The sequence below is a fragment of the Rhodoferax sp. U11-2br genome, from assembly GCF_018619435.1.
GTDB lineage: Bacteria > Pseudomonadota > Gammaproteobacteria > Burkholderiales > Burkholderiaceae_C > Rhodoferax.
In genome coordinates this window covers 26,031-45,407 of record NZ_JAHFZF010000020.1, presented here as the reverse complement: position 1 = coordinate 45,407, position 19,377 = coordinate 26,031, and the positions used below count along the sequence as shown (strand labels likewise).

20 protein-coding genes and 1 tRNA gene are annotated in these 19,377 nt (G+C 59.1%); 13 read left to right on the top strand and 8 right to left on the bottom strand.

Going from position 1 to position 19,377, the window contains the following annotated elements; all coding sequences use genetic code 11:
* Positions 1-360 precede the first annotated feature (360 nt).
* Genes KKO72_RS13550 through KKO72_RS13530 form a run of 5 tightly spaced genes read left to right on the top strand, consistent with a single transcriptional unit; the run spans position 361 to position 5,678 of the window.
* On the top strand, positions 361-2,526 hold the full coding sequence (locus KKO72_RS13550; RefSeq protein ID WP_214939219.1) for a TonB-dependent siderophore receptor: 2,166 nt from the start codon (positions 361-363) through the stop codon (positions 2,524-2,526).
* Between the two features lie 14 nt (positions 2,527-2,540).
* On the top strand, positions 2,541-3,440 hold the full coding sequence (locus KKO72_RS13545) for an alpha/beta hydrolase (RefSeq protein WP_251140645.1): 900 nt from the start codon (positions 2,541-2,543) through the stop codon (positions 3,438-3,440).
* 42 nt (positions 3,441-3,482) lie between these two features.
* Positions 3,483-3,755, top strand: a complete 273-nt coding sequence (locus KKO72_RS13540; RefSeq protein WP_214939216.1) for a hypothetical protein — start codon at positions 3,483-3,485, stop codon at positions 3,753-3,755.
* Position 3,756: 1 nt separating this feature from the next.
* A complete protein-coding gene (locus tag KKO72_RS13535; RefSeq protein WP_214939213.1) occupies positions 3,757-4,047 on the top strand; it encodes a hypothetical protein in 291 nt (96 codons plus the stop codon).
* Entirely contained in the window at positions 4,044-5,678 is a 1,635-nt protein-coding gene (locus KKO72_RS13530; protein WP_371736881.1) for a PepSY-associated TM helix domain-containing protein, read from the top strand. The genes KKO72_RS13535 and KKO72_RS13530 overlap by 4 nt, the downstream gene beginning before the upstream one ends.
* Positions 5,679-5,796: 118 nt before the next feature.
* On the opposite strand, the gene mutY is transcribed toward KKO72_RS13530, so the two are convergent.
* The 3 genes from mutY to mutM all read right to left on the bottom strand — a co-directional run bounded on the left by mutY (position 5,797) and on the right by mutM (position 9,667).
* Positions 5,797-6,843: an A/G-specific adenine glycosylase gene (gene mutY, locus KKO72_RS13525; protein WP_214939210.1), complete on the bottom strand. Its 1,047-nt coding sequence runs from the start codon at positions 6,841-6,843 to the stop codon at positions 5,797-5,799.
* A complete protein-coding gene (locus KKO72_RS13520; protein ID WP_214939207.1) occupies positions 6,833-8,782 on the bottom strand; it encodes a dynamin family protein in 1,950 nt (649 codons plus the stop codon). The genes mutY and KKO72_RS13520 overlap by 11 nt, the downstream gene beginning before the upstream one ends.
* A gap of 69 nt (positions 8,783-8,851) precedes the next feature.
* On the bottom strand, positions 8,852-9,667 hold the full coding sequence (gene mutM, locus KKO72_RS13515) for a bifunctional DNA-formamidopyrimidine glycosylase/DNA-(apurinic or apyrimidinic site) lyase (RefSeq protein ID WP_214939204.1): 816 nt from the start codon (positions 9,665-9,667) through the stop codon (positions 8,852-8,854).
* Positions 9,668-9,705: 38 nt separating this feature from the next.
* On the opposite strand from mutM, the gene KKO72_RS13510 reads away from it, so the two are divergent.
* From KKO72_RS13510 to KKO72_RS13475, 8 genes are all read left to right on the top strand, one after another.
* Positions 9,706-11,436, top strand: a complete 1,731-nt coding sequence (locus tag KKO72_RS13510) for a tetratricopeptide repeat protein (RefSeq protein WP_214939200.1) — start codon at positions 9,706-9,708, stop codon at positions 11,434-11,436.
* Positions 11,437-11,540: 104 nt separating this feature from the next.
* Entirely contained in the window at positions 11,541-11,951 is a 411-nt protein-coding gene (locus tag KKO72_RS13505) for a lipoprotein insertase outer membrane protein LolB (protein ID WP_251140644.1), read from the top strand.
* 25 nt (positions 11,952-11,976) lie between these two features.
* Positions 11,977-12,813: a 4-(cytidine 5'-diphospho)-2-C-methyl-D-erythritol kinase gene (gene ispE / locus KKO72_RS13500; RefSeq protein WP_214939194.1), complete on the top strand. Its 837-nt coding sequence runs from the start codon at positions 11,977-11,979 to the stop codon at positions 12,811-12,813.
* A 42-nt stretch (positions 12,814-12,855) separates the two neighbouring features.
* Positions 12,856-12,932: transfer RNA gene (locus KKO72_RS13495), tRNA-Gln, on the top strand.
* Between the two features lie 63 nt (positions 12,933-12,995).
* Positions 12,996-13,973, top strand: a complete 978-nt coding sequence (locus KKO72_RS13490) for a ribose-phosphate pyrophosphokinase (RefSeq protein ID WP_078366461.1) — start codon at positions 12,996-12,998, stop codon at positions 13,971-13,973.
* Between the two features lie 95 nt (positions 13,974-14,068).
* Positions 14,069-14,725, top strand: coding sequence for a 50S ribosomal protein L25/general stress protein Ctc (locus KKO72_RS13485; RefSeq protein ID WP_214939191.1), 657 nt, complete (start codon positions 14,069-14,071; stop codon positions 14,723-14,725).
* 69 nt (positions 14,726-14,794) lie between these two features.
* Positions 14,795-15,463, top strand: a complete 669-nt coding sequence (gene pth, locus KKO72_RS13480; protein ID WP_214939189.1) for an aminoacyl-tRNA hydrolase — start codon at positions 14,795-14,797, stop codon at positions 15,461-15,463.
* On the top strand, positions 15,460-15,918 hold the full coding sequence (locus KKO72_RS13475; protein WP_214939186.1) for a hypothetical protein: 459 nt from the start codon (positions 15,460-15,462) through the stop codon (positions 15,916-15,918). The genes pth and KKO72_RS13475 overlap by 4 nt, the downstream gene beginning before the upstream one ends.
* Positions 15,919-15,977: 59 nt before the next feature.
* Here KKO72_RS13475 and KKO72_RS13470 read toward each other — a convergent pair whose 3' ends face one another.
* From KKO72_RS13470 to KKO72_RS13450, 5 genes are all read right to left on the bottom strand, one after another.
* Positions 15,978-16,253, bottom strand: a complete 276-nt coding sequence (locus KKO72_RS13470) for a YfhL family 4Fe-4S dicluster ferredoxin (RefSeq protein ID WP_214939183.1) — start codon at positions 16,251-16,253, stop codon at positions 15,978-15,980.
* A gap of 37 nt (positions 16,254-16,290) precedes the next feature.
* Complete coding sequence (locus KKO72_RS13465; RefSeq protein WP_214939180.1) at positions 16,291-16,746, bottom strand: universal stress protein; 456 nt, start codon at positions 16,744-16,746, stop codon at positions 16,291-16,293.
* Between the two features lie 21 nt (positions 16,747-16,767).
* Positions 16,768-17,265, bottom strand: a complete 498-nt coding sequence (gene coaD / locus KKO72_RS13460; RefSeq protein WP_214939177.1) for a pantetheine-phosphate adenylyltransferase — start codon at positions 17,263-17,265, stop codon at positions 16,768-16,770.
* Between the two features lie 65 nt (positions 17,266-17,330).
* The gene (gene rsmD, locus KKO72_RS13455) at positions 17,331-17,951 is read right to left on the bottom strand and encodes a 16S rRNA (guanine(966)-N(2))-methyltransferase RsmD (protein ID WP_214939174.1); all 621 of its coding nucleotides are present in this window, start codon (positions 17,949-17,951) and stop codon (positions 17,331-17,333) included.
* 66 nt (positions 17,952-18,017) lie between these two features.
* On the bottom strand, positions 18,018-19,373 hold the full coding sequence (locus KKO72_RS13450; RefSeq protein WP_214939171.1) for a pitrilysin family protein: 1,356 nt from the start codon (positions 19,371-19,373) through the stop codon (positions 18,018-18,020).
* Between the last annotated feature and the right edge of the window lie 4 nt (positions 19,374-19,377).

The following is a 19,377-nucleotide window of genomic DNA, read 5'->3' as shown; positions in this document are numbered from 1 at the left end:
CTGCATATTGACCCAAAAGTCGCGGTCAAAAAGGCCAACTTTGCGTGGAATGGATCCTGTAAATGACAATTTATCTCATTTACAATGCTATCTATTCCAGATGCTCAGAGTCGTCTGAGCAAGGGTTGCGAAGGCACACAAAGCCGGGCATCGGTGCCATGTGCCGATCACGATTTGACGCGTTCTGTAGAACAAGTCACAGGCGCTGAACTGCTCGGCCAATGGCCAGTTTGGGAACGTGTCCTTGACACGACCACCTCTTGCTAACGACCCCTGCCATCCGGAATGGTATTTAGACAAAGTAAACCAACAACATCAGCCAGCCTTCGCCAGCCAGTGTTTATTTAAAGGGAAAACACAATGCTGCGAATGACCCCGATCGCTCTGGCGATGGGCATGCTGACTCTGCCTTCATGGGCTTTGGCCCAATCAGCGTCCACAACAGACACCGACAACCAAGCCACATTGCAAGTGGTCAATGTCTCGGCCAACGCTGAGAAACCGGCTGATTTGCCCAGCACCTATGCGGGCGGGCAGGTCGCCACGGGCGCCCGCCTTGGCGCCTTGGGAAATCAAAGTGTCATGGACACGCCATTTAACCTGACCAGCTATACCGCTGAGCTGATTGAGGACCAGCAGGCGCGCACTGTGGCAGACGTCATGGCCAACGATCCAGCGGTCCGTTTTACAACGTCCAGCGGACACTCATACGAAAACTATCGGATTCGGGGATTTGATGTCAGCTCTTCCGAGCTCGCGATCAATGGCATGTATGGCTTGACGCCCATTGGCCATGTGCCGCTGGAATTCGTAGAGCGCGTTGAGGTTCTCAAGGGCCCCAGCGCACTTTTTGGTGGTATGGCCCCCGGAGGCGGTGTGGGCGGCGTCATCAATTTGGTGCCCAAACGCGCTGATGATGAGCCATTAACACGCATGTCCGTGGGCTACCAGTCGGAGAGTCAAACGGGCACAAGCATTGACCTGGGACGCCGATTTGGGGAGCGCAAGGAACTGGGTGTCCGCATCAACGGGACCTACAGCGATGGTGACGCTGAGCTGAATGGTCAGTCCAAAAAACGCGAGTTCCTGTCAGGCGCATTTGACTATCGCGGCGATGATCTAACCGCATCGCTGGATGCCTATTACAGCAAAGAGTCGTTCTCAGGTGGGACGTCGGCCATGTACTGGTTCCAGAACAATACCCCCATACCAAGCGCACTTGATCCCAGTACCAACCTCTTCCCGGGCGCCAGTGGCACCTTGGAGACCAAGGCGGTGATGGCGCGGGCTGAGTACACCATCAACCAGCAGCTCTCTGCTTTTGTTGGTGTGGGTGTGATGGGTTTCGAACAGTCGGGGTTCATCAATGGAACCCATGCGCGCAACATCGCCGCCAATGGCAATTTCACCGCCGCAACCAATGGCACCCGCTCTTACACCGACAGCGTGTCTGCCGAGGCTGGACTACGCTCTCGTTTTTCCACCGGTACGGTGGGGCATGAGCTGGTGTTGCAAGCCACCAATTTGGAGCAGGAGAGCGGCTCGGCCACCAACTCAGTCAGTACCACCTCGAACATTTACAACCCGGTAACCACGCTGGTTATGCCTGCGTCGCCGAGCACAGCACCCAAAACCAGTGACACGACTCTGTCCAGCCTGGGCCTAATGGATACGCTGTCTTTCATGGAGGACAAGGTTAAGCTGACGTTGGGATTGCGCCATCAAACGGTCAAAACAACCAACTACAACGCGACGACAGGTGCAGTGACGGCGCAGTACGATAAAAGTGCCGTCACGCCAGCAGTGGGCGTGGTTGTCAAACCTTGGGGGCCGACTGTGTCGCTCTATGCCAATTATGTTCAGGGCTTGAGCAAAGGCGATACGGTCACGGATGTCTTGGCGACCAACAAAAACGTGGTCTTTGCGCCCTATAAGACAGAGCAAAAGGAAGTCGGTGTTAAGTGGGACGCCGGGGTCTTCACCAACACAGCCAGCTTGTTCGAAATCACCAAGCCGACCTTGATCGCGCTGGGTAGCAGCAGCAACCCGACGTACTCCGATGAGGGCGAAAAGCGGGTCCGTGGCTTAGAGTGGAACACCTTTGGACAGCTGACACACAACGTTCGTTTGCTTGGCGGCGCAACCTACTCTCAAGGTGTCCAGACCAAAACCGCCTACAACCAGTACGACGGCAATGTGGCCATTGGTGTGCCACGTTGGCAAGGCAACTTGGGCGCTGAGTGGGACACATCCTGGCTGTCCGGGCTGACGCTCAGCGGTCGGATCGTCACCACAAGCAGCCAATACCTGGATGCAGCCAATCAACAAGCCATTCCCAATTGGACAACCCTTGATGTGGGTGCACACTACACCACAAAGATGAATGGTCACAAGACTGTTCTGCGACTCAACGTCACCAACTTGTTTGACAAGCATTATTGGTCGGGCAGCTTCAGCGACAGCTACTCGATGGCGACACTGGGCGCGGGTAGAACCATCTCAGCATCTGCCACGATGGACTTCTAAGGATGCGGGCTCGTTTGAATAAAACGATGCTGCTGTGTGGTCTGGTACTGGGGGCCACCATGCTTCCAGCCAATGCGACCGAGACCAACCGCGGTTGGTCCAAGGTCGTATTGCCAGCAGCGCAACAAACGGATGTGCGGGCCAGCGTTGCTGGCCACCGATACCGACTGTTTGTGTCCGTCCCGGCGACAGCTGCGCCTGCAGAGGGATATCCGGTTCTTTACGTGCTCGATGGCAATGCGGCTTTTCCAGTTGCAGCATTTCTGGCAAGAAGTGCAGCGAACCGCAGTGAGGTCACCGGGCACACCGCACCCTTGGTGGTTGGAATTGGGTATCCGGGGAACGAAGACTTTGATGTGGCGGCACGTCGACGCGACTACACCATAGGCGCAGGTGACTCCAACCCATTGACATCCGAAGGTGGAGCAGACCGTTTTTTGGACTTTATCCAAAACGAGCTCAAGCCGCTGGTGGCGACACGTTACCCCGTCGATCACAAGCGGCAGGCCCTATTTGGGCATTCCTTTGGTGGATTGTTTGTGCTTCATGCGCTGTTGACCCAACCCACGAGTTTTTCCACATTCATCGCATCCAGCCCATCCATTTGGTGGCAGAACAAGCAGCTGCTCAGCGAGTTGCCGGCTTCGATGCCACCGGGGGTGTCTCCTCGCGTCCAGATCAGTGTCGGCGCACGGGAAGATGACCCGCCACCGGACAGTTATCCGCCAGATCTCCGCGCCTTGATCGCGAGCCGCAGCATGATTCCCGAAGCACGCAACATGGTTGGGCAGTTTCAGAACATCTCGGGCTGGACGGGCCAAGTGATCTACCACGAACTGGCGCAGGAAGACCACGGCACCGCGTGGTTGCCAGCCATGACCAGAGGTATGCAATTCTTTTTGGCGCAACCTTAAGCGCATGTGCCATCTCTGTCGACCTGAGAGCGTTCATTGACTATGCAGACATTTTTTTTGATCGGGCTGATCTCCGTTTTGCTCGGTTGTTGCGGTATTTACCTGGCTTCACCCAACCAAAGGTGGCTCGCAGCGTCCTGGCCAGCTCGGTCGACCCGTGTGTTAGGCGCCCTGTTGCTGGTGCTCGGCTGGCTCAGCCTAGCCCAGGTGATGTCGTTTTTGACAGCCACCTTTGTGTTCCTGACCGCCCTGATGCTGGCCCTGTCCGTGCTGCCTTACATCGGCGCCCTGTTGAGCCTGCGGCGAGGCCGATGACATGGCCAAGAAAACCACACAACCGATCCAGCGCGACTGGCTCTCCAAAACCCTGGCAGGTGTCCTGCTGGGTGCCGTCATCGCACTCGTCTGCAGCGGCTGGTTCACGCAACTCAACAGCGAGATGCCTTTTGCCATCCGTGGCCAACTGGCCATGTGGATGGTGCCGCCAATCTGGCTAGGCGTGCTCAGCGGTACCTATTTTTTTGTCAGTGGCGCGAGAGCTTGGATGTGGTTGGGTGCGGTCAGTGTACTCAGCGGCGGGAGCTTGGCAGTGCTGCGCTTGGCTTGACACAGAACGCCTTCATCATGAGAACTGATTTCGTACGCATCTACAAATCGATCCATACCTGGACGGGCATAGTTACCGGGATGGCCTTGTTCATCGCCTTCTACACAGGAGCCTTGACTGTTTTCAAAGAGCCTTTAACACGCTGGGCCACGCCCCCGCACGACACGCAGCCTGTGCCGTTGGCAGACACCCAACAACTCATCGTCAAAACCCTGATCGCCCAACCAGCGGTCGCGGCAGACTTTTCCATTCACCTTCAGGATGCCGAACACCTGCCAGCCCGCCTGAGTTGGCAGGTGCGCGACCCAGAGGCAGAAGACCACGATGAATCATCGACACAACACTATGTGGCGACGCTGGACGCCGAAGGCGTCGCAAAGCTGGCACAGTCAAACCCCTCACATCTGGCAACCTTCATCGACGTGCTTCACCGTGTTGTGGGCCTGCCCGTAGACAGTGATCCAAATCGTTGGGTGATGGGCGTCATTGCGGGCCTCTACGCACTCGCCTTGGTCTCCGGAGTGGTTGTGCTGCTGCCTTCGCTGGCCAAAGACTTTTTTGCTTTGCGCATGGGCAAAAACATCAAACGCATGTGGCTGGACGCCCACAACGTGGTGGGCATTGTCAGCTTGCCCTTTCATCTGGTCATGGCATTGACATCTGTAGGTTTTGCCTATCACGATGGCATCTACCTCGTGCAAGACAAACTCTTACACGACGGCAAGTGGGGCTCCGCCTTTCAGCAACAACGGCCGTTCAAACCGGTTTCCGCCCCGCGTGACCCGGCAACCATGTTGACACCGATAGAACTGATCACCAAGGTCAAGGAATTTGCGCCAGGATTCGAGCCCACAACCTTGCAGTATCAACAAATGACGGGGCCACGCGCCTTGGTCCGTGTCTGGGGAAAGGACACAACGGCAGTTTCGCCGCGAGCCAGAGGTGGTTTTGCGGCTGTTGACCCCTACAGTGGCAAAGTCGTCAATAGCGAGTTTCTGCCGGGTCGGCAGAGCACGCCCAGCCTATTTATCAGCAGCTTCTTCGCGCTGCACATGGCCGCTTTTGGTGGCATAGCGGTTCAGTGGATGTATTTTCTGCTGGGCTTGGCTGGGGCCTGGCTGTTCTACAGTGGAAACCTTCTCTGGGTGGAAAGCCGCAGGAAGATGAAACCAAGACAGGCAGAGACATTACCTGCCCAGCGCTTAGATACCCGCCTCATGGCATCAGCCACTGTCGGGGTTTGCTTAGGCTGTATTTGCGGCGTTTCGCTGACCATCGTTGGCAGCAAATGGTTGCATGGTCTGGTCAGTGACATGAACGCCTGGCATCCTATTCTGTACTACGCGGTCTTCTTTTCTGCGCTCACTTGGGCATTTGTACGCGGTGCGGCACAAGCCGCCATCCATTTGTTGTGGATGGCCGTTGCGTTGACTTTGGCCATTCCTGCCACATCTTTGCTGGCGTGGCTCGTGCCCGCTTTGGGCATGTGGACCCATACCTCCCTTTCCAGCTTAGGGGTGGACGCAACAGCGCTTGTCGGCGCAGCCGCATTGACGTGGATGGCCAAAGCGACGTCAAAACGCGTCCGCCTCGGTACACCCGACAGTGTGTGGTTCGCAGGCAAAGCGTGATAGCAGCCACACGGGTCTTGACACGTGGTTGTGCTCATCTGTTGCGCAGAGAGCAACTTCGCTTAGTTTCACGCGCTTTAGGTGACGTTCAAGCGGCACCGTGACATGGATGCCAGCTTCAGACCGACAGCAGCTTCCTGATCGGCGCAGGCAGGCCCAAGCTGGGCCAACGCTCAGCAGCCACCCAGGCGCCCGCCACATCAGGTGGTGAAACCTTGGGCAACACCACATGCACCGGGTGCAAATACAGGTCTTTATGCGTGAGCACATGTTTGGACACCGGCAGGTCTTGCATTTGATGTTGTAGCGCAGGCGGCACACTGGCTTGCAAAGCATCCCGGTCGTCAAACAGCGCCAGGCAATACAGACCAGCCCACACGCCCGGGGTTGGGCGCTGGCTCAGCCAAACCGCGCCTTCTTCCGCCTGCGCCCACAACAACCAGATCGTTTGCGCGCTGCGCTTGAGTTTGCGGGTTTTGACCGGGAACGCTTCCTGGCGCGCCAAAGCTTCAGCCCGACATTGACTGTGAAACGGGCAGACCACACAGGCGGGTTTTCTGGCGGTGCAGACCGTAGCCCCCAGGTCCATGATGGCCTGGGTGTAACGTGGCATGGTGTGGGACAGATCATGCTCTGGCAGCAGGCGGTTGGCCTCCTGCCACAACAGCCGCTCGTTGGCAGAGAGCGCCAGATCAGCCTCAAAACCCAGGAAACGTGTCAACACACGCTTGACGTTGCCATCCAGAATCGCCACGCGTTCGCCAAAACAGATCGACGCCACCGCCGCCGCCGTGGACGGGCCGATGCCCGGCAGGGTCTGCAACAGCGCCGCAGTGCGGGGAAACACCCCCCCATGCAAGGCCATCACCTGCAGCGCGCACAGGTGCATGTTGCGGGCGCGGCTGTAGTAACCCAGACCACTCCACAGGCCCAGCACATCATCCAGCGGCGCTTGCGCCAGCGCCGCCACGTTTGGAAACCTCGCCACAAACCGGGTGAAGTAGTCGCGCACGGTGACCACCTGGGTTTGCTGCAGCATGATCTCGGAGAGCCACACATGGTAGGGCTCGCGCGTGGCCTGCCAGGGCAGGTCGTGCCGCCCGTGGGCACGCTGCCAGTCCACCAATCTCTGCGCAAAGTTCTGCGCGACCAACTCAGGAAGCATGCACGGCCACCCCGAAACGCGCGGCGGTGGTCATCTGCAGCAGCGAGTCGGTCAACTCCACCAGCTTGAGTTCAACCTGATCCAACTCAGTGCTGCGGGCATTAATGTCCTCAATGCGTTCGTCGAGTCCACTCGATGCCTGGCCAATACGGTCAATCGCTTCGAGCCGCCTCACAAAGTTCTTGCGCCGTTCGCGCAGTTGCGAGTCCAGCTGCGAAGCGGCCGACTTGCTCCAAGCCTCAATATCTCCCAGCACGGTTTCATTGACAGTGCGCAATCGGGTGCTCAGCGCCCGCACCAGGCGATCCGCAAACTCGGGTTGTGCCAGTCTGAAAGCGTTGCCGATGCCGAGGTATTGCACATGGCTGCGCTCAATCAGGTCCAGGTCGCTCAGATACGGCGCCATCTGGGGCTCATCAGGCACCTGCAGCGAGAAACCGTACTCGGTGTTGAGTTGCAAAAAGGTAGCCGCCAACATGGCGTGGATGTCGAGCCCCTTGGCATGCACCTGGCGCAAATTGGCACGCAGCCGTTCGAAGGTTTCACCATAAGAGCGCTTGATACCCAGTTTGAAGCCTTTTTGCTTGAGCGCCGCGGTCAGTTGCGCCATCTCGTCCTTGAGGGCCTTCGGACCGAGCAAGCCAAAAATTTCACGGATCAGTTTCAAGTGCACCGAACGCACCGCGTGAATCTTGACGCCAGCAGCATCAAATTCGGCCTGCTCCTGCGCCACCCTCGCCCGCATGTTTTTGATCACAGGTTGGTTCTTGCCCTGCAAACCTTTGAGTTCCAGCAGCTGCTCGGTCAGGTCACGGCGGCGGATGTGCACACAGCGACCGGTTTCACCGCGCAGGGCAGTGATGCCACGGCTCACCGCTGCGCCCAGAATTTTTTGCCGCCGCCCCATGATGTCCTGGCTCAAGGCATCTTCCAATTGCTCGAGGCAACTGCGTTTGAGCAGCGCTGCGTCATTCTTGACCTTGGCAAGCAGGCCTTTCTGGGCCGACACCGCCACCACTTGGTCTGCGGGAATACCCAGAATCTCGGCCGAACCGCGTTTTTGCCGCTCAATCTGTGCCTGAACCTCTTGCGGGCTGTCCAGTGCGTCCCACAAGGTGTCGATCTTGTTCAGCACCACCAGGCGTGTTGACAGGTCCTGCCCGTCTTCCACCAGGTGTTCACGCCAGATCGACAGATCAGATTGGGTCACCCCGGTGTCGGCACCCAGGATAAACACCACCGCCTGCGCTTGCGGGATCAGGCTGACCGTGAGTTCAGGCTCGGCACCAATCGCATTCAAGCCCGGTGTATCCAGAATGACCAGGCCCTGCTTGAGCAAAGGGTGGGCGATGTTGATCAAGGCGTGGCGCCACTTGGGCACCTCCAACAGGCCATTGGCATCAGGCACTGCATTGCCGTCGTCGCTGTGCCAGAAGCCCAGGGCACGCGCCTCGTCCTGCGTGACACGACGGGTTTCTGCCACTTTGGCAAACGCTTCGGCCAGTTGCTTCGGGTTGTTGACCTCCAGCTCCAGCCGCTCCCACTTCTCGGGTGCCAAGCGCCACTCCATGAGGGACTGCGGCTGCAGGCGGGTCTCGATGGGCAACAGGCGCAAACACGGCGGGACTTCCGGGTCATAGGCCATCTCGGTGGGACACATGGTGGTGCGCCCGGCACTGGCAGGCATGATGCGCCGACCATAACCCGCAAAAAAAATCGCGTTGATCAACTCCGACTTGCCACGCGAAAACTCGGCAACAAAGGCCACCGTCACCTTGTCGACACGCACCTGGGTTTCAAGCCGGTGCAAACGGTCTTCCACCGAGGCGTCCAGCAGATCCTGGTCCTTCAACCATTGGGACAGCAGCTTGAGGCGCAAGGCAAACTCCCGCCGCCAAGCGCTGTGCTGGTCGAATTTGTCGTTAAATGAAGTTCCCAATCTGCCTCCAAAACGTGGGTCGTCGATCAATATAGCACCCTCGCCAACGTGTCCCCTGCGCGACACCTGTCAGGCTTTCTGACAGGTCGGGCAGTAAAATGTGGATCGCTGGCCCTGGCGCAGCAGTTTGATGACCGTGTCACACCGCTTGCACGGCAAACCCGCGCGACCATAGACCATGGCTTCCAGCTGGAAGTAGCCGGGTTTGCCGTCACTGCTGGAGAAATCACGCAAGGTGCTGCCCCCCTGCTCCACCGCCCTGGCCAGCACATCACGTATGGCCGCATACAACCTGGCCGCCTTGGGTCGGCTGAGTGTATGGGCCGGGCTGGTAGGTCGGATACCTGCCAGAAACAAGGCTTCGGACGCATAGATGTTGCCCACCCCCACCACCAGTTCGCCCGCCAGCAACACCTGTTTGATCGGCATCTTTCGTCGCTTGAGGCCCTGGGTGAACAGGCCAAGCTCAAAGGTTTCCGACAGCGGCTCCATGCCCAGACGCCCCAGCAGCTTGATGGCCATAGGGGAGCTCAAACTCTCCACGTACACCACCGCACCAAAACGGCGTGGGTCGTTCAAGCGCAGACAACCGCGCGTGGTGACCAGTTCAAAATGGTCATGGACACCCGGCGCAGGCAGATCTGCGGCAAAACGCAGGCTGCCCGACATGCCCAGGTGCACCAGCAACCAACCCTGACTCAGTGCAATCAACAAGTATTTGCCGCGCCTGTCCACGGTTTTGACCGATCGGCCCACCAATTCCTGCGGCAGGCAAGCCAGCGGCCAGCGCAGCGGTTTGCCCAGGGATACCGCCAACACCTGAGCGCCCTCAATGGCATCCACAAAGCTGCGGCGGGTAACTTCTACTTCAGGTAATTCAGGCATGAGACAAATATCCTTGGGGCTTGGATTATTATGAATGGATGCGCCTCACATCCGTCCTACTGCCCCTGCTGCTGTCCTGCTCAGTCGGGGCTCATGCCCAGTCCACCAGCGCCACGGAGCCCGTCTCCAAACGCTCTGCACTGGACGCACCTCTGTTCTACGAAATCTTGCTGGGTGAAATCAACGCCCGCGTGCAGGAGCCGGGGGCGGCTTTTTCACTGCTGCTGGATGCGGCGCAAAAAACCAAAGAGCCCGCGTTGTTTCGGCGCGCGGTTCAGGTTGCTTTGCAGGCGCGCTCGGGCGACTCCGCACTGCAGGCCGCCAGAGCCTGGAGCCAGGCCATTCCCGACTCCAGGGAGGCGAACCATTTTGTCGTGCAGATTCTGCTCGGCTTGAACCGCGTTGCCGACACCCAGGAGGTCCTCAAACGCGAGATCATCTTGGCCCCCGCCAAAGAGCGACGTGATCTGATCTGGTCTCTGCCGCAAGCATTTGAGCGCATGAGTGATCGGCCACTGGCGGCCTCCACCCTCCAGAAAGCCTTGGGCCCTTGGCTCAGCGACCCAGGCTTGGGCGCCACCGCGTGGGCCGTTGTGGGGCGTTTGTGGCAAGCTGCCAATGACAACACCAAGGCGCTGGACGCCGCCACCAAAGGCATGGCCATGGACCCGCGCTCCGAACACCCGGCGCTGCTGGCGCTGTCGCTGATGCAGCCACAGACGCCCCAAGCCGAGAGTCTGGTCAAAAAACATCTGCCCGGCGCCCGGCCAGAATTCCGCATGGCCTACATCAAGGTTCTGCTGAAAAACCGACGCGAAGACGATGCACAGCGCCAGTTGCAAACCATCCGGACCGACACCCCCGACTACCCCGATGCCTGGCTGATTGACGGCGCTTTGGCCATGCAGGCCGGCCAATCTGCCCTGGCTGAAAGACAGTTCCAGCGTTACCTGGAACTGGTTGACGCCCAGCCTGCACTGCAACAGGCAGCAGAGACCAAACGCGGCCGCTCTCAAGCCTTTTTGTCCTTGTCGCAGCTGGCGCAACAGCGCAAGGATCTCAAAGCCGCCGAGGCCTGGCTACAGCGGATCGACAACCCGGAAGACGTGTTGCGCGCACAGGTCCGCCGGGCCGCTTTGATCGCCAAACAAGGCCGGGTGGACGAGGCCATCAGCTTGATCCAGAGTCTGCCCGAGAACTCGGATGCCGATGCCGGGCTCAAACGCTCAGCCGAGGTGCAGCTGCTGCGGGATGAAAAATTTTTCACGCGCGCCCGCGACCGCTTGCAGCAACTCACCCAACAGTTCCCTGATGACCTCGAACTCCTCTACGAGTTGGCCATGGCCCATGAAAGATTGGGCAACCTGGCCGAGATGGAACAGCTGTTGCGTACGCTGATCGCAGCCCGGCCGGATGACGCCAACGCCTACAACGCCCTGGGTTATTCGCTGGCCGACCACAACATGCGCCTGCCCGAAGCCATCGCACTGATCAAAAAGGCCTTGGAGCTTTCACCCAACAACCCCTTTATCATCGACAGCCTGGCCTGGGCCGAGTTCCGCAGTGGCAACTTCACCGAGGCCGTGCGGCTGTTGCGCAGCGCGTACAAAGAGCGGCCAGACGCTGAAATAGCCGCCCATCTGGGCGAGGTTCTGTGGCAAGCGGGTCAACAACAAGAGGCCATCCAGGTGTTTCGCGACGGTCTCAAAATCAACCCCGACAACGACACCCTCAGCGACACCATCCAACGCCTGCGTGTTCCGCTGTGAAGAACCGCCGCGCCGTACTTGCCACGGGTGTGTTGTCAGCTATTTCCTTGGTAGCTGGGTGTGCAAGCAATACAAGGGGCAGAGGCCAAAATGGTCTTGAACCAATGATCTGGCGTGGGCGTTTGTCCTTGCGTGTGCAGGAAGATGCCAGCGCCGTATCGCAACAAGGCCAGTCCTTCAGCGCAGCCTTTGAATTACAAGGCAACCCGGCGCAGGGCGAGTTGCAATTTTTCACCCCACTGGGCAGCACAGCAGCTACTTTGTCCTGGTCGCCCGCTGGTGCACAGCTACAGGCCAGGGGCGAAACGCGTGAGTTCAGCGATCTGACGCAGTTGCTCATATCCTTGCTGGGCACCGATGTGCCGGTGGCCGCCTTGTTTGCCTGGTTGAACGGCCAGCCACAGGTGGTGCCTGGCTGGCAGGTAGACCTGTCCCAAAGAGCGCAAGGCAAAATCCAGGCGCGCCGCACCTCGCCCGAACCAGTTGCTGAACTGCGGGTGCTGCTCGACGACTGACTTCCAGGCTTTTTCCCTTGCCACCATGAAATCCATCTACGATATTTGCGCGCCTGCCAAGCTCAACCTCTTTTTGCACATCGTGGGACGCCGCCCCGACGGCTACCATTTGCTCGAATCGGTGTTCATGCTGATCGATTGGAGCGACACATTACACGTCGAGTTACGCCAGGATGGTCAGATCAGCCGGGAAGACCTGAGCACACCCCTGCCGCCCAACGACCTGATAGTGCGCGCTGCGCAGGCGCTGCAACAAGCCAGTGGCACAAGCTACGGCGCCCATATTTGCATCGATAAACAGATACCAGCACAAGCCGGCATGGGTGGTGGCTCGTCCGATGCTGCCAGCACCTTGATGGCCTTGAACCGCTTATGGGGTCTGAACCTGAGCCTGGCGAGCCTGAAGGCCATTGGACTGAAACTCGGGGCAGATGTGCCTTTTTTCCTGGGGGGGCACAACGCCTGGGTCACCGGCATCGGCGAGATTATGACCCCCGTCGAGGTGCCTTCGGCACGGTTTGTGGTGGTCAAACCAAACCAGGGTTTAGAAACTCAGAGAATTTTTTCTCATCCAGATTTGAAAAGGGACACCAAATCCGCTATACTTTCAGGCTTCGCTGCAGACGCCTTTGGCTTCGGTCAAAACGACTTGCAGAGTGTTGCCCAGCAGTTGTGTCCAGAAATCAGCCAAGCTTTGGATTGGTTAAAAACTTCAGGACTGACTGGTCGGATGACTGGCTCTGGAAGTGCGGTGTTTGCGCAAACGTTGCATAATTTTGAGACGCGCAGTGCGCTTGGGTCGTTTCAAGTCAGGTTATGCAACAACCTGCCAGCACATCCCCTGCAAGGGTGGGCTGTCTAGGATAGGTTTATCGGTGTGTCATGCTGCATGATGCACCCGTGTAGGGGAGTCGCCAAGCTGGTTAAGGCACTGGATTTTGATTCCAGCATGCGAAGGTTCGAATCCTTCTTCCCCTGCCAAATATTCTTGCATGTTGTTTGGCAACATGCCGAAGTAACAGCGATCTACCAGTTGGGAATACCATGCAATCCGATCAACCGCCCGAGTTCATGGTTTTTACCGGCAATGCCAACCCCGCGTTGGCAGCAGACATTGCCAGCCATCTCAAAACCGGTGTGGGTGCTGCAGAAGTTGGTCGGTTCTCGGACGGTGAAGTCACCGTCGAAATCAAACAGAACGTGCGTGCCCGCGATGTGTTCGTGGTGCAGAGCACTTGCCAGCCGACCAACGAAAACCTGATGGAATTGCTGATCATGGTCGATGCGCTCAAGCGTGCATCGGCCGAACGGATCAGCGCGGTGATCCCCTACTTTGGTTACGCCCGGCAAGACCGCCGCCCGCGTTCCAGCCGTGTGCCGATTTCGGCCAAGGTGGTGGCCAACATGCTGCAGGCCGTGGGTGTGGCCCGGGTGCTGACCATGGATTTGCATGCTGACCAGATCCAGGGCTTTTTTGACATTCCGGTGGACAACATTTACGCCTCGCCGGTGTTGCTCGGTGATCTGCGCCAGAAAAATTACGACGACCTGATTGTGGTCTCCCCCGACGTGGGTGGTGTGGTGCGTGCACGCGCGCTGGCCAAACAGCTCGGTTGTGACCTGGCCATCATCGACAAACGCCGTCCCAAGGCCAATGTCAGTGAAGTGATGCACGTGATCGGTGAAATTGAAGGCCGCAACTGCGTCATCATGGACGACATGATCGACACCGCGGGCACGCTCGTCAAAGCCGCCGAGGTGCTCAAACAACGTGGAGCCAAAAAGGTGTATGCCTATTGCACCCACCCGATTTTCTCCGGCCCAGCGATCGACCGCATCAGCAACGGCCAGGCCTTGGACGAAGTGGTGGTGACCAACACCATCCCGCTGAGCCCCAATGCCCTCGCCTGCCACAAGATCCGGCAGCTTAATGTGGCACCGCTCATTGCCGAAACCATCCACCGGATTGCCCTGGGCAAGTCGGTCATGAGTTTGTTTTCTGATCAGGACAACCTGTTCTGACCGGAATCTCAAGTGGCTCGTCACCCATTCGGGGTGCCGAGCTTTTTTAAATCAGGGTCGCACTGGTCGCGGTCGGCCCCTTCAGGAGTTAGAACATGAAATTAGTCGCTTTTGAGCGCGCCAAGCAAGGTACGGGTGCGAGCCGCCGTCTGCGCATCACCGGTCGCACACCCGGTATCGTTTACGGTGGTGCCACCGAGCCCCAACTGATCGAGGTGGACCACAACGCCTTGTGGCACGCCCTGAAGAAGGAAGCCTTCCACGCCAGCGTTCTGGACATGGACATCGGTGGCAAAGAACAAAAGGTTCTGCTGCGCGACGTGCAAGTGCACCCGTTCAAACAATTGGTTCTGCACGTGGACTTCCAACGCGTGGACGCCAACACCAAACTGCACATGAAGGTGCCATTGCACTTCGTGGGTGACGACCAGTCTGTGGCCGTCAAGTCTGAAGGTTGTATCGCCAACCACGTGATCAGCGAACTCGACGTGTTGTGCCTGCCCGCAGACCTGCCTGAGTTCATCACCGTTGACCTGAGCGGCCTGCGCAAGGGCAGCTCGCTGCACCTGCAAGACCTGCCTCTGCCCAAGGGTGTCAAGGCCATCGCTCACGGTAGCGACAAGAACCCGGTGGTGGTGTCGGTGGTGGTGGTTGCCGCTGCTGAAGCGCCCGCTGCTGAAGCAGCACCTGCTGCTGACGCTGCAGCCAAGCCAGCCGGTAAAGCAGGCGCCAAGCCCGCTGCCAAGAAATAAGTCCTCTGCGACTATGCAAGAGCCCACTTCGGTGGGCTTTTTTTATGGCCCGCTTGCATAATTCACACCATGATTCGACTCTTTGTTGGCCTCGGCAACCCCGGGCCGGACTACGCCGCCACCCGACATAATGCCGGGTTTTGGTGGCTTGACGCTGTTGCCAAGGCACTCAACACATCCTTGGTATTTGACAAAAGTTACCACGGCCTGACCGCGCGCACCGTGGTCAACGGCCAAACCGTGTGGCTGCTGGCGCCCCAAACCTTCATGAACCTGAGTGGCAAGTCGGTGGCCGCACTGGCCAACTTTTTCAAGATCAGCCCGCAGGAGATGCTGGTGGCCCACGACGAGCTGGACATCGCGCCTGGCGAGGCCAAGCTCAAGTTGGGTGGCAGCCACGCCGGCCACAATGGTCTGCGGGACATCCACGCCCAGCTCGGCACCGACCAGTACTGGCGCCTGCGCCTGGGCGTCGGCCACCCGGGCAACAAGGCCGAGGTGGTGCACTGGGTGTTGAAAAAGCCCTCCCCCGACCACCGCATCGCCATCGAACAAACCATTGACCGCGCGCTCAAGGCCCTGCCACAGCTGCTGGCGGGTGACACGGAACAGGCCACCCGTTTGATCCACACCAGCAAGCCCCCTCGGCCAAAAATTCCCCGCCCTGCGCCGCCCGCAGCCTTGCCCCCCATAGACGCTGACCCCAACAGCTCCGTCATGAAAGTGGCCACACCATGAACACCAAGCGCTGGTCAATTGCTTTAATAGTTATAGCTACCAGCGCTTTCTCTACCTGGGCTAGAGCCGAAAATATCTACAAATGTGGCACGAGCTACAGCCAGTCTCCCTGCCCGGGAGGCAAACTGTTAGACGTCAACGACAACCGCGACCCACAGCAGAAAAAACTCAAGGACGACATCACCCAGCGTGATGCCGAGCTGGCGCGGGACATGGAGAAAGACCGGCTGGCCAAGGAAAAAGCAATGCGCGCGACCGAAGTCAAACGCGCCTTGACACCCACACCCCCAACGCAGGTGGTGGTGGTTCGGGAAGAACCGGTGCTTGTTCATCCCAAACGTTTGAAGCACAAAACCGCCAAACAACTGGGTTTTGTGGCCGAGGTGCCCGAGGCTCGACGCCCGCCCACCAAGAAGAAACCTGCTAAAAAAACGGCGCCGAAAGACCAACCTTAGGTCAGCATGGGCACCACCCGCTCAGCGCGCACTGCGCGGCACAGCCCGCAGCCCACGGGTCAAGACGACGCGGTACTCACCCCAACCGCAAGCACCTGCAGGCGGCGGTACTTTTGCAGCAGGGTTTCGCGGTCTTCCACAAACGCCGGATTGACCGGAATGCAGTTCACCGGACACACCTGCACACACTGGGGTTCATCAAAGTGGCCGACACACTCGGTGCATTTGGCCGGATCGATCTGGTAGTAGTCCGGCCCCATCGAGATCGCCTGGTTCGGGCACTCGGGCTCACACACATCACAGTTGATGCATTCGTCGGTGATCAGCAATGCCATGCGCTGGGTCCTGGGTACACGTGAAAATGTGCGCGCTTCAAGCCGTCAGCTCAGCCTCGAGCTCTTCCGTGGCTTTCACAATCACCACCGGCACGCCGGCGGCGTGTAACAGTTCGTTGGACACCGAACCCAGCAAAGCACTGCGCAAGGTGCTGGTGCCGCTGGCACCCATCACCACCATGTCGCAGCCGTAGTTTTCCAGAATGTCCACCAGGGTATGTGCTGGGTCGCCGGTGCTGACCTCGCTCTCAAAGGCAATGCCCGCATCCTCCAACAGCGTCTGAGCGGGTTTCAGGGTATTGGCACCCGCATCGGCGCTGACCTGCTCGATCACCTGCGGGTCGTGCGCCACCATCAGCTCATACAAGCTGGCGTGCTCTTGCACATTGGCCAACACCACCGAGGTGTTCAGCCCATCACCGGCCAGACGAATGGCAAACTGCACAGCCTCCAGCGCAGCGGCCGAACCATCAAAAGGCAAAAGAATTTTCATGGTGTTCTCCAGTTAAACAGATCAGGCGGCAGAAGCGCCGCGCACTTTGGCCAGCAGCCGCTGGTGGACACCCGGCGACACAAAAGCGTCCACCTCACCACCCAGGGTGGCGATCTCGCGCACTAGGGTGCTGGAGATGAACTGGTATTTGTCGCTGGGGGCCAGAAAAATGGTTTCCACCTGAGGCATCAGGGTGCGGTTCATGCCCGCCAGCTGGAATTCGTAGTCAAAGTCGGTCACCGCGCGCAGGCCACGCACCATCGCCTTGGCGCCCCGGCTGATAACAAAGTCACGCAGCAGGCCGTGAAACTCCGCCACCTCAACACCCGGCACATCGGACAAAGCGGTGTGCGCCATGTCCAGCCGTTCCTGCACCGAAAACATGGTTTTTTTATGGTGCCCGGCCGCCACCGCGACGATCACCTGATCGAACAGCTGGGCAGCACGGCGCACGATGTCTTCATGCCCCAGGGTGATCGGGTCAAAGGTGCCGGGATAAATCGCTATCAGGTGGGGCATGGTTCAGGGTTCTTGCCAAGGGATGAGGCCGATTATCGTGCCGCCCTGCCCTGGGCTGGTCGCCTTCAAAGTGCAATCACCCCACTGCGACGCAGCAAATGGGCGTGCACCGCACCCGCTTTGAGATAACGGTAGACCTGCAGCCCAGCCGTTTGCAGCTGTTCATCGGTCCAGCGTGTGGGCGCTTCCAGATAGACAAAACCGCTATCGGTCACGGCTTGGCCTGCGGCCAGTACCGCTGCCTCAAACAGGTCCGAGTCAAAAGGCGGGTCCAGAAAAATGGCGTCCAGACTGTTGGGGCTGGCCCGTTTGAGCGCAGACACACCGTCCGCACGTTCGATGTGCACCGTGTCGATCTTCAAATGGCTGGCCGTGCGTTTGAGCTGATCCACCAAGGCCGCGTCGTTTTCCACCAACCGCACCTCTTTGGCACCACGCGAGACCGACTCGAAACCCAGCGCGCCAGTCCCCGCAAAAGCGTCCAGACAGCGCCAGCCGCTCAGGTCCTGGCCGAGCCAGTTGAACAAGGTCTCGCGCACCCGGTCTGGTGTCGGGCGCAGACCAGGTTTATCAGCGACCGGCAGTTTGCTGCGTTTGAACAAGCCCCCAATGATGCGAACCTCATGGCTTTGGACGGCGCGGGGACGCACAGGTTTGCGGTAGGGAGCGGGTGGGTCTTTTTTCATCGGTCAGGTTGTTGGGTGTCTAAACAGTGCGGGCATGTTATCCGGTGTGGCCGGGCGTTTGACCTGTCAGCGGCCACCGAGCACCACGGTGACCATGCGCTCGGGTTGTAATTTGCGGGCAAACGCGGCCTGGATGTCGGCCACCGTCACTTTGTCGACCTGCTGCGTCCAAGTGTCGAGGTAATTCAAGGGCAGATTGTTCCAGGCGATGTTGGCCACATTGCCGAGCAGCTTGCGGTTGCTGTCAATCAGCAGCGCAAAACCACCCACCAGGTTGTCCTTCGCGGCCTGCAACTCGGCCTGAGTTGGCCCATTGGTGACAAAGTTGGCCAGCACCTCGCGCACCACCTTGACCGCCTCGTCCGCCTGGTCAGGCCGGGTTTGCAGCCCGATGGTGAAGGCTCCGGCGTGTTGACCCGGCGCAAAACCGCTGGACACGCTGTAGGTCAGGCCACGCTTTTCACGCACCTCATGGGTCAGGCGCGACACAAACCCTCCGCCACCGAGGATGTAGTTGCCCACGGTGAGCGCGAAATAATCCGGGTCGTCACGTTTGAAACCGGGCTGGCCGATCAGCACATGCGCCTGGGCCGAGTCAAAGGCGATGCGCTGCTCGGACGGCCCCGTCAGCGGCAACACTTCGGCAACAGTGGGTAAGGGGGCACAAGCGGCCTTCTCGTCCACCGGTAGCTTGCTGAGCAGCTGCTTCACCAAGCTGTCAGCCTGCACCTTGCTGACTGCGCCCACCACCGTGACCTTGGCGCGACACGGTGTGATGGCCTGGCGGTACAGCGCCTGCATGTCAGCCACCTCGATCTTGGCCAGCGTGGCCTCGGTCATCTCGTACCCGTAAGGGTGGCTGCCATACACGGCCTGTGAAAAAGCGCGGCCAGACAGCGTGCCCGGGCGGGTGTTGGCCTCTTTGAGGGCCGATTGCAGGCTGCTGCGTTCACGTTGCCAGATGTCGACCGGGAACGCGGGCTGTGCCAGCTGCCGCGCAGCGAGCTGCACCGCCCGGCCCAACAGATCCGGGTAGGTGAGCGAGCGCAAGGAAAAGCTCATGCGGTCGTTGCCAGCGCCCACCGAAAAACTCGCGCCCAGGTCGGCCCAAGCTTCACCCAGGGCGTTTTCATCCAGCGCGGGCTCGTCCGGGCCAGATCCGGCCAACACACCATGGCTAACCATACCCGCAGTCACATTGGCCAGCCCCGCTTGGGCGGCCGGGTCGCGTCGGTCACCGGCGTCAAAGTCGATCTGCACATCCACCATCGGGATGGCCGGGCTTTGCACAAGATAGACCTGGGCGCCGCTGGTTTGGGTCCAGTGTTCGATGGGAAGGGCTGCCCACGCGAAATTTATAAGAAATAGGCTTGTAGCCCCCGTCCATAAAGCGCAAGTAGCTATTTTTTTAAGAGTATTCATAAGG